The organism is Pseudomonas sp. GM102, from assembly GCF_000282555.1.
In the GTDB taxonomy this organism is placed as follows: domain Bacteria; phylum Pseudomonadota; class Gammaproteobacteria; order Pseudomonadales; family Pseudomonadaceae; genus Aquipseudomonas.
Genome location: NZ_AKJB01000111.1, coordinates 1 through 15,675, shown reverse-complemented (window position 1 = coordinate 15,675; position 15,675 = coordinate 1). Strand labels below are relative to the sequence as shown.

Annotated in this window: 15 protein-coding genes and 1 pseudogene; 11 read left to right on the top strand and 5 right to left on the bottom strand. The window is 55.2% G+C overall.

Annotation, left to right across the window (positions count from 1 at the left end; translation table 11 throughout):
• The first annotated feature begins 168 nt into the window (after positions 1-168).
• The 8 genes and pseudogenes from PMI18_RS05350 (at position 169) to PMI18_RS05380 (ending at position 7,474) form a co-directional block, all read left to right on the top strand.
• On the top strand, positions 169-711 hold the full coding sequence (locus PMI18_RS05350; RefSeq protein WP_007905570.1) for a lecithin retinol acyltransferase family protein: 543 nt from the start codon (positions 169-171) through the stop codon (positions 709-711).
• 17 nt (positions 712-728) lie between these two features.
• Positions 729-1,973, top strand: a complete 1,245-nt coding sequence (locus tag PMI18_RS05355) for a dienelactone hydrolase family protein (protein WP_007905569.1) — start codon at positions 729-731, stop codon at positions 1,971-1,973.
• 10 nt (positions 1,974-1,983) lie between these two features.
• Positions 1,984-2,769 (top strand): SDR family oxidoreductase, encoded by a 786-nt coding sequence (locus PMI18_RS05360; protein WP_007905568.1) that lies wholly within the window; start codon positions 1,984-1,986, stop codon positions 2,767-2,769.
• Positions 2,770-2,848: 79 nt separating this feature from the next.
• Complete coding sequence (locus PMI18_RS05365) at positions 2,849-4,087, top strand: styrene monooxygenase/indole monooxygenase family protein (RefSeq protein ID WP_007905567.1); 1,239 nt, start codon at positions 2,849-2,851, stop codon at positions 4,085-4,087.
• 25 nt (positions 4,088-4,112) lie between these two features.
• Positions 4,113-4,655: a flavin reductase family protein gene (locus tag PMI18_RS05370; RefSeq protein ID WP_007905566.1), complete on the top strand. Its 543-nt coding sequence runs from the start codon at positions 4,113-4,115 to the stop codon at positions 4,653-4,655.
• A gap of 231 nt (positions 4,656-4,886) precedes the next feature.
• On the top strand, positions 4,887-5,834 hold the full coding sequence (locus PMI18_RS05375) for a SphA family protein (RefSeq protein ID WP_007905565.1): 948 nt from the start codon (positions 4,887-4,889) through the stop codon (positions 5,832-5,834).
• A 98-nt stretch (positions 5,835-5,932) separates the two neighbouring features.
• Positions 5,933-6,232: pseudogene (locus tag PMI18_RS31990) on the top strand (PAS domain-containing protein); the annotation flags it as partial.
• A 231-nt stretch (positions 6,233-6,463) separates the two neighbouring features.
• On the top strand, positions 6,464-7,474 hold the full coding sequence (locus tag PMI18_RS05380) for a methyl-accepting chemotaxis protein (RefSeq protein ID WP_443200876.1): 1,011 nt from the start codon (positions 6,464-6,466) through the stop codon (positions 7,472-7,474).
• 69 nt (positions 7,475-7,543) lie between these two features.
• Here PMI18_RS05380 and antC read toward each other — a convergent pair whose 3' ends face one another.
• Genes antC through antA form a run of 3 tightly spaced genes read right to left on the bottom strand, consistent with a single transcriptional unit; the run spans position 7,544 to position 10,469 of the window.
• The gene (gene antC / locus PMI18_RS05385) at positions 7,544-8,575 is read right to left on the bottom strand and encodes an anthranilate 1,2-dioxygenase electron transfer component AntC (RefSeq protein ID WP_007905561.1); all 1,032 of its coding nucleotides are present in this window, start codon (positions 8,573-8,575) and stop codon (positions 7,544-7,546) included.
• 18 nt (positions 8,576-8,593) lie between these two features.
• Complete coding sequence (gene antB / locus PMI18_RS05390; protein WP_007905559.1) at positions 8,594-9,082, bottom strand: anthranilate 1,2-dioxygenase small subunit; 489 nt, start codon at positions 9,080-9,082, stop codon at positions 8,594-8,596.
• A 1-nt stretch (position 9,083) separates the two neighbouring features.
• Positions 9,084-10,469, bottom strand: a complete 1,386-nt coding sequence (gene antA / locus PMI18_RS05395) for an anthranilate 1,2-dioxygenase large subunit (RefSeq protein WP_007905557.1) — start codon at positions 10,467-10,469, stop codon at positions 9,084-9,086.
• Between the two features lie 240 nt (positions 10,470-10,709).
• Between antA and PMI18_RS05400 the strand changes: the two genes are divergently transcribed.
• Together PMI18_RS05400 and PMI18_RS05405 are read left to right on the top strand one after the other, a co-directional pair.
• Positions 10,710-11,717 (top strand): AraC family transcriptional regulator, encoded by a 1,008-nt coding sequence (locus PMI18_RS05400; protein WP_033036833.1) that lies wholly within the window; start codon positions 10,710-10,712, stop codon positions 11,715-11,717.
• A gap of 58 nt (positions 11,718-11,775) precedes the next feature.
• Positions 11,776-12,216, top strand: coding sequence for a CBS domain-containing protein (locus tag PMI18_RS05405; protein ID WP_007905554.1), 441 nt, complete (start codon positions 11,776-11,778; stop codon positions 12,214-12,216).
• 161 nt (positions 12,217-12,377) lie between these two features.
• Here PMI18_RS05405 and PMI18_RS05410 read toward each other — a convergent pair whose 3' ends face one another.
• Complete coding sequence (locus PMI18_RS05410; RefSeq protein WP_007905552.1) at positions 12,378-13,424, bottom strand: alpha/beta hydrolase family protein; 1,047 nt, start codon at positions 13,422-13,424, stop codon at positions 12,378-12,380.
• A gap of 406 nt (positions 13,425-13,830) precedes the next feature.
• Positions 13,831-14,214, bottom strand: coding sequence for a winged helix-turn-helix transcriptional regulator (locus PMI18_RS05415; protein WP_007905551.1), 384 nt, complete (start codon positions 14,212-14,214; stop codon positions 13,831-13,833).
• Positions 14,215-14,316: 102 nt separating this feature from the next.
• On the opposite strand from PMI18_RS05415, the gene PMI18_RS05420 reads away from it, so the two are divergent.
• Positions 14,317-15,435: an NADH:flavin oxidoreductase gene (locus tag PMI18_RS05420; RefSeq protein ID WP_007905548.1), complete on the top strand. Its 1,119-nt coding sequence runs from the start codon at positions 14,317-14,319 to the stop codon at positions 15,433-15,435.
• Positions 15,436-15,675 lie beyond the last annotated feature (240 nt).

Below are 15,675 nucleotides of genomic sequence, written 5' to 3'. Positions count from 1 at the left end.
TTTTTTGGAGGGGTGAGGCATAGGTGAATGCGGCAAAGGCACCGACACATTTTCGCAGCTCGCGGACAACGACAGCATCAGATGGATAGTGCTGGCAAGGGCAGGGTCGCACCATGACTTCAACGCTTGTTGATTCGTTGAAGCCGCCAGACGGCGAGGTTGAACGCCATGAACATTACCCATACACCGCCTGTTCCAAGCGCTCATCAATGGCGCAACTGGGACGACCTGGAAAACGCCGACGTTCAGCCTGGCAGCCATCTCATCACGTCAAGACGTCGTTACTACCACCATGGGATTTATCTGGGCGGGCGTCGAGTCGTGCACTACGCAGGCTTTCATAAAGGTTTTCAGGTCGGTCCGGTCGAAGTGTTGGCATTGGACTGTTTTGCTGGCGGGCAACCAGTGTGGGTCGACGATGCCCCGACTTCTCTGTTCGACGGTGAGGAAGTGATCCGCCGGGCACTCTCGCGCCTGGGGGAAAATCACTACCGGTTGCTGACCAATAATTGCGAGCACTTCTGTAACTGGTGCCTGTACGGCAAAAGCAGCAGCGAACAGGTTCGCGGCTTCATGACCCATCCATTGGCACTGCTGCGGTTGGTGCTGCAAAGCCTGCCGGATAACTTCCTGCAGGCCTCGGACAAGCGTTGCACTCAGCGGATAGTCGGTACAGCAGAAGGTGCCCAATATCACATCCAACGTTCCTGAGCCCTTGGAGATTCGAGATGAAAGGCCAATATGTCAGCGTGCCGGTTCCGTCCGGTGGTCAGTTCCAGGCTTACCTTGCGACCTCTATCGATGGTCGCGGTCCGGGTGTGGTGCTTTGTCAGGAAATTTTCGGCGTTAACCAGGCTATGCGTGAAGTTGCCGACCTGTTGGCCGAGGAAGGTTATACGGTGCTGGTTCCGGACCTGTACTGGCGCCAAGAGCCTGGTGTCGATTTAGGTTACACCGAAGCGGAGTTCGGTCGTGCCTATGCGCTCTACCAGGGCTTCGACGAGGCGCTGGGCATTGATGATATCCGTGCCAGTCTGAAGGTATTGGAGTCATTGCCTCAATGTAAACCGGGGGACCTGGGCGTTGTCGGCTATTGCCTGGGTGGCAAGCTGGCTTACCTGGCGGCCTGTCGGTTGCCTGAGGTGGCCTGTGCCGTTGGTTACTACGGCGTAGGAATTGAAACCGCTCTCTCGGAAATTGAAGGACTTCAAGGGCGTCTGGTGCTCCATATGGCCGAACAGGATCAGTTCTGTCCAGCAGAGGCCCGCTCCGCGATCAAGGAGGCCCTTGGCGATAAAAAGGGTGTTGAGCTCTACGTTTATCCGGGTGTTGATCACGCGTTTGCTCGCCCTAGCGGTCATCACTACCACAAGCCATCAGCGCTTCTGGCCCACGAACGTACTGTTGCTGCACTGCGCAGGGAACTAGGGCCAGACTACAACCTCTCTGACCTGTGGGATGAGCATGTCCGTCACGAGTTCGATACCCGGGACGTACCTGCCACCATGGCGACCATGGTCGCTGAACCTTACGTCAACCACATCCCGACCATGACCGGTGGCGTGGGTGCTAAAGAGTTGAGCCGCTTCTACCAGCATCACTTCGTCCACGGCAACCCGAAGGATATGGCGTTGACGCCACTGTCTCGCACAGTCGGTGCATCACAGATCGTCGATGAATTCATCATGAGCTTTACCCATGACGCCGAGATTGACTGGATGCTTCCCGGGGTGGCGCCCACCGGGCGCTACGTCGAGATCCCGATGCTTGGCGTAGTCAAGTTCCGCGGTCCGAAGCTCTACCACGAACACATCTACTGGGATCAGGCCAGCGTGCTGGTTCAGATCGGCCTGCTTGACCCGACCGGACTACCCGTGGCGGGTGTGGTGACTGCGCAAAAGCTGCTCGATGAGTCACTGCCCTCCAATACGCTGATGCCGAGTTGGGCTTCCAGCGCTGACAAGCCGGTGTAAGGGGAAAGACATGTCTCATCTAGAGAATAAGGTCGCCGTGATCAGCGGTGGCGCAACCCTGATTGGTTCTGCCGTCGCTCGGGCGCTGATGGATGCCGGTGCTGTTGTTGCACTGTTCGATATCGATCGTGACGCAGGTCTCAGGGCGGCGTCCGAGCTCGGTGAGCGAGCCGCATTTTTTCATCTCGATGTAACGGATGACGAACTTATTGCCCATGCAGTCGAAGACGTTCGGGCACGTTTTGGTGGGGTAGACCTGTTGATTAATCTGGCCTGCACCTACAGCGACCAGGGCTTTGCTTCCAGCCGCCAGGATTGGCTACAGGCACTTGATGTGAACCTGGTTTCAGCCGTGGCATTAACTCAAGCGGTGCATCAGGACCTTAAAGCCCGACGTGGTGCGATTGTCAATTTCACATCCATCTCGGCCAAGTGTGCCCAGACCGGGCGTTGGCTTTATCCAGTCTCGAAGGCCGCCATGGTGCAGCTGACTCGCTGCATGGCGATGGACCTGGCCGCCGACGGTATCCGCGTTAATTCGGTATCGCCTGGCTGGACCTGGTCGCGGGTGATCGACCAAGCCAGTGGCGGTAACCGCGAAAAGGCTGATGCGGTCGCCGCTTCCTATCACCTGTTGGGCCGTCTGGGAGAACCCGGCGAAGTGGCCAATGTGGTGGCGTTTCTATGTTCGCCAGCCGCCAGCTTTGTGACGGGTGCGGATTATGCCGTCGATGGAGGCTACTCGGTCATGGGACCGGAACAGAACCTGCCGGCGATACCACGGCTTGCTGAGTAACACCGAACACTAACAAGAAACCCTGTTCGGCGACTGCCGAATGCTGCACCTGTAACCGTCGATAACCAGGAGAATAACAATGCGTCGAATCGCCATCGTCGGAGCCGGTCAAGCCGGCCTGCAACTCGCTCTAGGCCTGCTCGCCAAGGGCTACCATGTGACCCTGGCCACTAATCGTAATGGCGAGGACATTCGCAACGGTAAAGTGATGTCCAGTCAGTGCATGTTCAACGCCGCCCTGCAAAGTGAGCGTGATTTGGGCCTGAACTTTTGGGAAGACCAGTGCCCGGCCGTAGAAGGTATTGGCCTGGTAGTGCCTGACCCAGAGAAGCCAAATGAGCCACTGTTCAGCTGGAGTACCCGGCTGGATCGCTACGCCCAATCAGTCGATCAGCGCCTGAAAATGCCAGTCTGGATGGACGAGGTCGTGAAGCGTGGCGGCGAGGTCATTATTCAGGATGTCGGTGTGGCCGAGTTGGAGCTTCTGTCGACCAGCCATGACCTGGTACTGCTGGCGGCGGGTAAGGGCGAAATCGTCAATCTGTTTGAAAAAGATGCCGAGCGGACTCAGTTTCAGCAACCGCAAAGAGCGCTGTCATTGACCTATGTGAAGGGCATGACACCGATGTCGCCGTTTTCCCGGGTCAGCTTCAACCTGATTCCCGGTGTAGGCGAGTACTTTGTGTTTCCTTGCCTGACGACCACCGGACCTTGCGAAATCATGGTTTTCGAAGGGATTCCGGGCGGGCCGATGGATTGCTGGCAGGGGATTACGTCTGCAGAGCAACATCTTGAGAAAAGCCTGGAGCTGATCAATCGCTACGTCCCTTGGGAAGCCGAACGCTGCCGCTCTGTGGAAATGACCGATGACAAGGGCTTCTTGTCCGGCAGATTCACGCCGATGGTGCGTAAACCGGTATTGACGCTGCCGTCTGGCCGCAAGGTCTTTGGCATGGCCGATGCTCTGGTAGTCAACGACCCGATTACCGGCCAGGGTTCGAACAATGCCGCCAAGTGCAGCAAGGTTTACCTGGATGCGATTGTCGCTCGTGGTGCGCAAGATTTTGGCCCGGACTGGATGCACGACACTTTCGAGCAGTACTGGAGCTATGCCCAGCATGTGGTCAAGTGGACCAACACCATGCTGACTCCACCGCCTCAGCATCTGCTGGAACTGCTGGGCGCCGCCAGCCAGTCAAAACCCCTGGCCTCGGCCATCGCCAACGGCTTCGATGATCCGCGCAATTTTGCACCTTGGTGGTTCGACGCCCAGTCTTGCCAAGCCTTTATTCAGGAAAAGACTCGTCAGGCCGCTTGAGCCGCCATCGAGCCAGGAGTTCATCATGAATGCATTTAGTCCAGAGTCTATCCAACACGAACTGGTCAACGCACAAGACTGCGACCCGCGCGAACTGCGTAATCTGCTCGGGAAGTTTGCGACTGGTGTAACCGTTATTACCACGCGCACCCCTGACGGGCGGAATGTTGGCATGACCGCCAACTCCTTTTCATCAGTATCGCTGGATCCGCCACTGGTGCTTTGGAGTATTTCTCGCAACGCTCCGAGCCTGGCGGACTATCTGTCGTGTGGCCATTTTGCAATCAATATCCTGGGTGCTGATCAGCACGATCTTTCGGGACGTTTTGCGCGGCCTGCGCCAGACAAATTCTCGGGCGTGGCATTCAAGGCCGGGGAGGCTGGAGTACCGCTTCTTGATGGCGTGATCGCGACCTTGGTCTGCCGCAACGTTACGCAGTATGAGGGGGGTGATCATCTGATTTTTCTGGGGCAGATCGAGCACTACCGCCACGGCACAGGCGAGCCACTTGTGTTTCATTGTGGACAGTATCGAGTGGCGTCGGAGCATCCAGGATTGAGTCGATAATTTAAGAACCCCGAACTTCGCCGCTATTTCAGAGTGGCGAAGTATTTGTTACCGCTGAAAACATAAAGTTGCGGTGTGATCGCAAGTATTCGCTGTATTTCCTGAAGGTGTTGAGTCTGACTGTTGCTTGTGCAATGAGGATTCTGCGTTTGTACGTTAACGGATGGCCTTGCCTGCAGATTGCAACTTTCGACTGCTCTACCTTTAGCCTGGCTGTAAGTGGAGAGCGTGATGAAAATAAAAATAAAACTGCTGTCGGTGTGCATTCTGGGATCTGGCTTTTCGGGATTTGAAACGGTACAGGCGTATGACCTGCCCGTGGTCAATTTAGGTTTCACCAGTTTTCTCGATGGCGGCCCACCTGCTGGATCAGGTTGGTACTTCCAGGAGTACTTCCAGAGCTACAGCGCCGATCGGCTGCGCGATAAAGACGGCAAGGCGCTGGGGCTACCCAAGCAACAGCTGGATTATCAAGTGGCCGTCACTCAACTGACGTACTTGTCCGACATCCGCGTAGGCAATGCCGCACTGGGTATGAATGCCTTGCTGCCCTTTGTGACGCGGATGGACGTCGATGACGGGCTGAACAATGCAGCGATAAAAGGTCAAAGTGGCTTTGGTGATTTGCTGTTGGGACCGATGATTCAATTTGATCCGATTATGGGGCCCGATGGCCCGCGCTTCGTTCATCGCATTGAATTGCAGGTCAATTTGCCCACCGGCAAATACGATAGCAAACACGATGTTAATCCCGGGGCTAATGCCTGGTCGTTTAATCCGTATTGGGCGGGCACCTATTGGTTCACGCCAAAATGGACGGCGTCAGTGCGAGCGCACTATCTCTACAACGGCAAAAACAACGACCCGGGGCCAGGCTTTGGCGATGCCGGCGACATCCAGGCCGGACAGGCTCTGCACGCCAACTTTGCAACCGAGTATGCCGTCACGCCACAGCTGCGCCTGGGCATCAATGGTTATTGGCTAAAGCAGATCACCGATACCAAAGTGGACGGTCATGAAGTGTCTGGACGTCGAGAGAAGGTCTGGGCCATTGGACCGGGTGCAATGTACAGTTTCTCGAAGGATGACCATGTGTTTTTGAATGCGTACTTTGAGCAAGATGTAGAAAACCGTGCTGACGGCAGTCGTGTGCAAATGCGTTACATCCATCACTTTTAAGACCGCGAAACTCCTGCTCCTTTGGCGTTCGATGCCTTTGGTCTTTTGCCTGCCCCACGCGGCAGGCTTTTTTTTTCTGCTTCCGGGACTTTTCGATCATGCCCGCATCCCCCTTATCACCCGATACCGCCGTTCTGATTTGCCGCACTGACCTGCGAGGGCGCATCAGCCACTGCAGCGAAGCATTTGTCGCGCTCAGCGGCTATTCAAGCCAAGAACTGACTGATCAACCTGGTAACGTGCTTCGGCATCCGGAAATGCCGCCACAGGTTTTTAGTAGCCTGTGGCAAACGTTAAAGCTTGGGCGGCCCTGGATGGGCCTGATCAAGAACCTTCGTCGGGACGGTACAGCCTATTGGTTGAGCGTATACATCAAACCGGTGTTCGGCCTCGATGGCATAGAGGCCTACGGTGCGATTTACAGCGTACCTAGCGAGCAACAACGTGAACGAGCGCAAAAGCTCTATGCTCGCTTGAATAGTCAGGATCCGGTCGTGCGGTGGAAGATCGGGAGCTTGCTTGGCTGCGCATTACCGGCGGTGCCCTTAGGTTTTGTCCTGTCGGCCGGGCTTTGGCAACTGGACGCTTTTGTCGCTCAGAGCGCCTTGATCGTAGTGGGGCTGGGGGCCATGGCGGCTTTTCAGGAGTATCGACAAACTCGAGCTCTCCAGCGTGTTTTCTCTGCACATCCAAAAGCATTCACTGAACCGTTAATGGCGCAAATGTACAGTCGCGAGCAGGGTGCCGCAGCTCAAGTGGATATGGCCTTGGTCGCGCAAGAGGCTCGTCTGCAAAGTGCTCTGTCGCGGATTGGCAGCACCGGCCTGGTGGTACAGCAGCGGGTGCTGGAGCTCGGGCAACTGATCCAGGCCGAAACCCTGCGCCTTGAACGTCAGCGCGATGAAACCGATCTGTCGGTGACGGCGCTCACTGAACTGGCCGCGACGATTCAAGAAGTTACCGGCAATGTGCAGGCCACCCATCTGGCGACCACCCGGGCCGCCGATCTGGCCAACCATGGCGAGCAACTATCCGGTCAAAGCCTGAGAGCAATGCAATTGCTCAATACATCCGTGGGCGACACGGCTACGGCCGTTCAACAATTGGCCAGTTCTACGGAAGCGATCAGTCATATCACCAACATCATCAGTTCGATTGCCGGGCAAACCAATCTGCTGGCACTGAATGCGGCAATAGAGGCGGCGAGGGCGGGGGAAGCGGGCAGGGGCTTCAGCGTAGTGGCCGATGAAGTGCGGCAATTAGCGACGCGAACCCAGGAAGCGACACAACAAATTCAACCGCTCTTACTGCAACTGCGCGATGCCACCGAGCTGACGGTGCAACTGACTGATGCAGGGCGTGAGTTTGCCTCTCACAGCACCCGTGAAGTCACTTCAGTGCAGGACAACCTGGCGGGTGTGAACTCATCCCTCGCACAAATTTCCGGCATGGGCATGCAGATCGCTTCTGCCATGGAGCAGCAGTCGCAAGTGGTGGAAAGTCTGTCGCAGCAGGTATTGCAGGTGGCTGAGCTGTCGACGGATAGTGTCGACAAGGCGCTGGACGGAAAACGCATCAGCGAGGACTTGCAACGTCAGGCCGAAGCATTGTGTCATCTGGCTGAACGCTTTGATCGTTGATTTGCCAGGTTCAATTGAAGACAAGATAAAAGGGGAAATAGCCGCGAGGCTATTTCCCCTTTTTAGTCGTCACTGCTTGGCGTTGCTCTCGATGAATTTTTCGTAGTACATCTGAAAATGTTCAATCTGCTGGGCATCAAACCAGGTTTTGATGGACTCCACCATCGGTGGCGGACCGCACAAGTAGATATCGAACGGATTAGCCTCCAATTGCTGGCGGTCGAAGTGTTCTGGAATCCACCCGGTTTTGCCTGCCCATGCCGCGGACGGTTTCGAGACGACGAGGTGGTAGTCGAAGTCCGCGATGCATTCACGGTAACCGGCCAGCCGCGAGAGTTCACACAAATCGTTGTCTTGCGTAACGCCATAAAACAACTGGATCGGCTGGCCGCAACCTCCTTTTTCCGCAATGTTATCCAGCATCCCGAGGAAAGCCGACAGGCCGGTTCCGCCTGCCACCAGTACCAGTGGCTTGGTCACTTGGCGTAGATAAAAGCTACCCAAAGGTGCCTCGAACTCAATGAGTTGACCAGGCTGGCAATGCTCTCTGATGAAGTTACTCATCACCCCATCAGGCAGCAGCCGGATGAGAAACTGAAGCTGGTTAGTGGGGTTCGGGCGGTTAGCGAATGAATAAGAGCGCCACTCACTGGTTCCAGGAACATGCACACGTGCGTACTGTCCCGGAAGAAAATCCAGTTGCTGCTTGTTGGAACACGCGTCGATATGAAGGATCGCGGTGGTGGCTGACACTTGCTCTACACCGGTAACAACCGCTTGTAACAGCTGGGTTCCACCGCCGTTACACAAAGTCGAATCGAAGTCGAAATAGAACGAAGCATCCGATTGCACGCGGGTCTGGCAAGAGAGCATTTTGCGTTGGGCCAGATCGTGTTCGGATAATGCCTCTTCATCGACGTAGTCTTGAGTGAATTGACCTGATTCGCAGCGGCCCTGGCAGGTGCCACAGACGCCTTCGCGACAATCCAGTGGAATGTTCACACCATTACGCAACGCGGCGTCGAGCAGCAGTTCGTTTGGTTTGACCTCGAAGAACGAGGTCTTGCCGTCCGCGAAGCTGAAAGCGACTTTATGGTTCATGACAAGGTGCCCCGCAGCTCACAGGTGATAGAAATCAAGCACGGAATTGATCGTGTCATTGAGCAACACGATGTGCTTGCGAGTGATCTTCCAGCTGTCTGCGACCGCTTTAAGGTGGTAGGTCACATGGCCGTAGAACTGTTCGGACAATCCTTGACGCGTATAAAGCGTGACCCAGCCTGCCTTGACTTCAAGCAAGCCCTGATCGAGCTCTTTGATTCGTACGTTGCTGATTTGATGCAGGGTGCGCGGCATGGGGTTTGAGGCTGCCGACTTACCGGTGCGCAGGCGAAACACCCGATCTTCAAGGCCAGACCGGTTCGAGTAGTAAATCAGCGACATGCTGCGCTTGGGGTCGGTGGTGTACACATGCTCCGACTCCCATTGCGGCAGATGGAATTCACTCTGTTCATCAAAGAGGGCGATGTAGGCGTCCCAGTCCTGCTGATCGCACAACTCGGATTTACGGTAAAGGAACTGCTCGACGGAATGTTGTAGTGCGCTCATTTCACACCTCCTTCAACTTCAGGGCTTTTTGTTCCAGGCCTTGCAGAAGGAAGCGCTGCCAGGAACCGTGCTGATTAATGTAGAGCCCCTCATGGGTGAACTCGGTGCCGGTCAATACCGGTTTAATGCCCAGAACCTCGCTGTTAGGTGTGGGGCCTTCAACCCATTTTTCACTGCCGCGGGATACTTCGTTCCAACGCTCAAGGCGTGCCTGAAAGCCGCGCTGGGCTTCACGAAACTCCACCAGGTCGTCGGGGGTTCCCATGCCTGAAACGTTGAAGAAATCCTCGAACTGGCGAATCCGGTTTTCCCGGTCCGCGTCGGACTCACCTTTCACGCCGATGCATTGGCTGGTGATCTCTGTCTTGTTCCAGGCCACCGGGCGCACAATGCGCAGTTGTGAACTGATTTGATCCATGAAGAACAGGCTTGGGTAAATGTTGAGGTTGCGCAGACGGTGCATCATCCACTCGGCTTGCTGCTGGCCATACTCTTCCACCAGACGCGGCATGACGGTGGCATAACCGGCGCGTACAGTCGGGTTGGGCATGTCGCTGAACAAGAGGCTGTGACCATTCTTGAACGAGAACCAGCCGTCATCGGTTTCGGCATCGCCGGCGCCCAGTTTGCTGTAGTCCAGTGTGTCGGAGCCGCCGCCATTAGCGGCATTGACTTGCTGGCGATGCTGTACCGTGGAGACGTAGTTGTAGTGCACCGTGCTGACGTGATAACCGTCCAGACCGTTTTCGTGCTGCAGTTTCCAGTTGCCGTCGTAGCTATAGGTCGACTTGCCCGGCAGTATCTCCAGCTCGCCAGTGGGGGACTGCGCGACCATCATGTCGAAGAACACTTTGGCATCACCGAGGTAGTCTTCCAGCGAGTCGCTGCCGTTGACGTCCAGACTAATGAAGACGAAGCCCTTGTAGCTTTCGATCCGGGCTTTCTTCAGGCCGCGGGTTGCCTTGTCAAAGCCTTCCGGATACTCCCCTGGTGCCTTGACCTTGACCAGGCGGCCGTCACTTTTGTAACACCAGGCATGGAACGGACAGGTGAAGGTTGACTGGTTACCTTTGCTGACACGAGTCAGCGTCGCGCCCCGATGCTGGCAAGCGTTGATTAGCGCGTGGAGCAGATTGTTCCCATCCCGGGTGATGATCATCGGCTGACGACCTGCGCGCATCGTCAGGAAGTCATTGGGATTTGCGATTTCACTTTCGTGGCAAGCGTAGATCCAGTTCTTTTCGAAGATCAGCTCCATCTCCAGGTCGAACAGTTCCGGTTCTGTGAACATGTCACGGGCGATACGGTATATGCCTTCAGCCGGCCGGAAATCCAGACAACCCTGAATGTAGTCTTGCCACTGCGCAATGCTTCTAGTGCTGTTCATCAGGTACACCCTTTTTGTAGTTTTAGGCTCAACCCGATTGAAAGCCTTTCTGTGCAGTGCAGCTATCCGGATTCGAGGCGATATCTGTCCGTTTCTTGGGCGCTGGGAGCCATTTGGGTGAGCGCTGCTCAAGCAAGCTTCTTTTCGCGTTTTTTTGATTGTTTTTGCACTATGTGGATAGCGGGCTTGTGGGGGCAAAAAGTATGGTTACAACTAATCTGTAACCCTTGTGGTGCTGTGATGAATCTGCAAACTCATGCTCGGGCTGATGCTGAATTTCAAGACATCCATGCGGTACGTCATGACCTGCAGAGTGCGCAGGCCTGGATGGCGAACATTTGCGGCCCCCACGAATTAAAGACCTCTTCTGCGCAACGTCTTCATTTTCAGCATGATGGAAACGTCCTGAAGTCGATGTCTACGGTGATTGGCTATATCGAATACGGTACAGATGTCACTATCGATATTGATGCGTCGGTACTCAACAGCTACAGCATCAGTCTTCCGGTCAGTGGGCAACAGGAGTTGCGAAAACCCAATGGATTGTTGATGTCCGATAGCAACAACGGGCTCATTGTTTCGCCCTATGATCAGCAAGAACTTGCCATTGCAGGTAACTGTCGGAAAATTCAGGTTGCGATCAAGTGCGTAGCAATGCGTCAAGTGTTGGAGGAGTTGCTACAGCGACCCGCCCCACAACCGATTGTCTTCGAAACAGGGATAAGTACAGATCAAGGGACTCCCGCGGCATGGTGGCGGCTGGTTAAGTTTCTGCTGATGGAACTGGATCAGGGGCGAGAGCTTTTTGGCCATAGTTCTATTGCCCGTGACATTGAACGGACATTGATAAAAGGTTTGATCCTGGCGCAGCCAAATAATTACTCAAGTGAACTGGAGGGGATCTCGCAAACACGGTGCCCTGCGTATTTGCTGAAGGCCAAGCAGTTCATGCACGAAAATGCTGGCAGCGAACTGCATCTGGACGATGTCAGTCGGGCGGCTGGCGTATCCCGCTTCAAACTGTCTGAGGACTTCAAGAAGTACTTTGGTATACCTCCCGCTTTGTACTTGAAGCGGTTTCGCCTTGAATCGGTCAGGCAGGCGCTCTTAGAGGGTGGTTGTAATGAAAACATCACCGCGGTAGCGATGCGGTGGGGGTTTAACCATCTGGGGCGTTTTTCATCAGATTACAAAAAATTGTTTTTGGAAGTGCCATCGAAAACGGTTGAACGAAGTCGCAGTCATTGACTAGGCAGGGCGCCTGTTAGCAGGCGCTTGCATCAAAGTAAAATAAGAGAAAATTGTCATGAAAACAGTTACCCAATTACTGTGTTTAAAGCCCGTGCACAATCAAAAAGTTCACACCATTGCACCGGATCAAATGGTGTTGGAGGCGATCAGGGTTATGGCTGAGCGAAACATCGGTGCTCTACCTGTCGTAGAAAACGGGAAGGTAATCGGTATTGTCAGTGAACGAGACTATGCACGGAAAATGGTACTGCAGGGGCGCTCCTCGGCGGGTACGCCTGTGAGGGATATCATGAGTTTCCCCGTCATAACGGTAGACGCTCGCCAGCGCATTGAAGATTGCATGGGGATTATGACCGATAGCCATCTTCGTCATCTGCCAGTCGTGGAAAACGAAGAGTTGCTGGGTTTGCTATCAATTGGTGATCTGGTAAAGGCTGCTATTGCAGAACAAACCGACCTGATTCATCAATTGGAAAGCTATATCCGCGGGCATTAAAGACGTCGGGCGCGCCGACCTGGCAAAAAACTTATGCTCGCCGCAAGTTCTTCGACTTGCGCACGGGTAAACGCACTACCGAAACAGGGGAAAAGCCTGTTTCGGCTGCTTCGGCAGGTCGATAGGCTGGAAACGATGGTCAAAAAACCACCGACGTGAGGCTACCGCTCATTACGAGCTGTCGGCCCCAGAAATTCAGTAATCAGTGACGTCACTTGCTGATGAATCACCTCACGCGATCGCCCGTCGTCGCCATCCTGGCAAATCATGCCGTCCCCCGGCGCCTCTGCTTCGAGCAACTTCACCGCGCCCGGTTTGCACCGAGACAAGAAACTGAAGTGGCTGGCGTCGCTGATCTCGACGTAGCGCGTCGAGGCTTGCGGCAGCCGTTTGGCCAGGTCGGCGGACTCCAGCTGCGCGGGAAGGTCTTCAGAGGGCAAGCCCGCCGCGATCACCAGTGCCGGAACCGGCAGCGCCGCGAGGCTCGCATCGGTCAACCCGCGTGACAGGCCCAAGTCTAACGAGACAATGGCGGTGACGCGTTTATCGCTCAGGTCAGAGCCTAATCGAGTCTTTGACTCTGGGGTGCTGCCGGGGTTGATCTGCTGGTAAACGCTGCAACTGGATAACTGCGGATGCGCCTTGCAGTCTTGGGCAAACCGCTCGGGATCGAAGCGTGCTCCGGCGATTTCCAGCGAGGTCCAGCCGCCGAGGGAATGACCGACCACTGCAATTCGACGCTTCGCGACCGCGCCGAATTGTTCCGGCTGAGCCATGACCGCATCGATGGCCCGGCTCACATCGGCAGGTCGTTGCCACAACTGGGCGGCCGCTTCAGGGTTGCGATCCCTGGTGGTGGTACCCGGATGATTGACCGCCGCGACGATGTAGCCTTGGTGGGCGAGTGTACTGGCCAGCCAATCCTGATTGCCCAAGTTGCCACGAAAGCCGTGGGAGAGCACCACCAACGGATGTTCACCGGCAGCCGCTGGCGCATTGCGTACGGCGAGGGCACCAACGAACACGGGACTGTCGGCGATCAATTGCGGTTTGGCAGAGGTTGCACTTGGATACCAGACGACCATCTCCAGTGCACGCTCGTTGTGCGCGTCTGGAAGGGTCGAGGACTGGAAGCCGATAGGGTTGCCGTCAGCGAGTGCGTGGGTGCAGAGACAGATCAGAAGCAGGGGGGCAAAAGCTTTTTTCATTGTTTTTATCTTCCTTGACTGGATCAACTGATGGAGAACTGTCTGCACATGGGCTCGAACATGCGCAGGATCTGTGTGCAGATTTGGCTCAGGCGTTTGATCAGATGGGCTGACGCGTCAGCCCATTCAAAGACTCACAGGGTCACCAAAAAACATTTTTGATTGGGCTCTAGGACAATGGTTTCTGGCAAAAAAAATGAAATTTGCCCCCATATTTGCCCCCGCTCGCATCGGGTGTAAGAGTGATCGCTAATAGCGATTCCTGACAGAACACCAAGACGGTACATACGCGATAAACCTAGAGTCAATTAGGCACTTAATGTAGCGTTGGTAGTTTAGGGATACCGCGAGTAAACCTACGAAGTAATGCGTTTCAGATGGGCAGTGGCGGCGAGTCAATAAAAATTCACTTCGTCAGGCTTATCTGCGCGGCCTCGTCAAACTTCAATCGGGCCGTTTCAACCTCAGGCAATTTGTCGAGCGTCCATTTATGCAATTCGCGGAATGGCTGCTGCAGTGTTCGACCAAGTTGGGTGATCTCATACTGGACTGCCACGGGCGAAAACGAGATGACCTGGCGCGAGACGAGTCCATTTCGTTCCAGTCGACGCAGGCACTGTGTCAGTGCTTTCTGAGTGACGCCCTCCAGGCGACGCCTGATGGCGTTAAAACGGTGCGGCCCGTCATCAAGTACCGCCAGAACCATCATCGACCACTTGTCTGCGATTTGGTCGAACAGCGCCCGGCTTGGGCACTCCGACGAAAAACATTGCGGCTTTAATTCCAGCATCGAAGTTTCCTCATATATACCTAGGCGACTCTAGGTGCCTAATTGACATTTGGTTTACAAAATATACTCATATGGCTTCCAAAAGCAAATGGAGTCCATCCAATGTCAAACCCTGAAACCAGCATTTTATTTCGTCCTTTTTCCATCCGGTCGCTTGAACTGAAAAACCGGATTGTCATGGCGCCAATGACGCGTCTGTTCTCACCCGAAGGCATCCCGGGTGAAGCGAGCACTGCCTACTACCGGCGGCGGGCAGAGGGACGTGTCGGGCTGATTTTGTCGGAAGGCACCGTGGTTGATCGCCCAGCATCGCGCAATGACTCCGGCATACCTTTTTTTCACGGCGAAGCGGCGTTGGCTGGGTGGAAAAACGTGATCGATGCGGTCCACATCGCTGGCGGGCGCATGGCACCGCAGATCTGGCACACCGGTGCCACGCGTTACATCAACGACTGGGAGCCAGATGCGCCAGTGGAAAGCCCGTCGGGCCTTGATTCGCCAGGTGACCTGCGTGGTGTGGCGATGAGTGAAGAGGACATTGCCGACACGGTAGCAGCGTTCGCCAAGGCCGCAGCGGATGCCCAACGACTGGGCTTCGATACCGTTGAGATCCACGGAGCCCATGGTTATTTGATCGATCAGTTTTTCTGGTCTGGTACCAATCTGCGCACCGACCGCTACGGCGGTCCGACAATCAAGGAACGCTCGCGCTTTGCCAGCGAGATCGTATCTGCTGTTCGTCATGCTGTTGGCCCTGAATTCCCGATCATCATGCGTGTCAGCCAGTGGAAGCAACAGGATTACGGAGTACGCGTCGCTGAAACGCCAGCTGTGATGGAAGACTGGCTGTTGCCATTGGTCGAGGCTGGTGTCGACGTCCTGCACTGCTCACAACGCCGCTTCTGGGAACCTGAGTTCCCCGAGATTGACGGTGAGAACGGCCTGAACTGCGCGGGCTGGGCGAAGAAAGTAACCGGGGCCGCGACCATCAGTGTTGGTTCGGTTGGGCTAGAAAATGATGTTACTAATGCCTTCGCCGGCAAGGGATCAACCCCTGCGAGTTTGGATCGGCTCGTCGAGCGCATGGAGCGCGAAGAGTTTGATCTGATCGCTGTAGGGCGTGTTCTGCTGAGTGACAAGGATTGGGCCGCCAAAGTTGAAAAAGGCGATTACGCAGACCTGAAGGGCTTTAATCCGGCATCTTTAGCCGAATTGGTTTGAGCCTTGTTGCGGAGTGGAGAGTGCGACCGATCTGGCAAGGGGTTTGCTTGGCTTATTAGTCACCTAATGACAGCTTCATGCTGATTACTGGGCTATGTCGGCCTTGAGCCAAACTCGCGGCGAATCAACTTTGCCAGCGCTCGAATATAAATTTCGCCATATCTCGCGCAGGCGTAGCCCGCAGGATATGGCGATGCTGGAAACAGGGCTAATCGACCGCTTTGACCATGTCTTCGATGA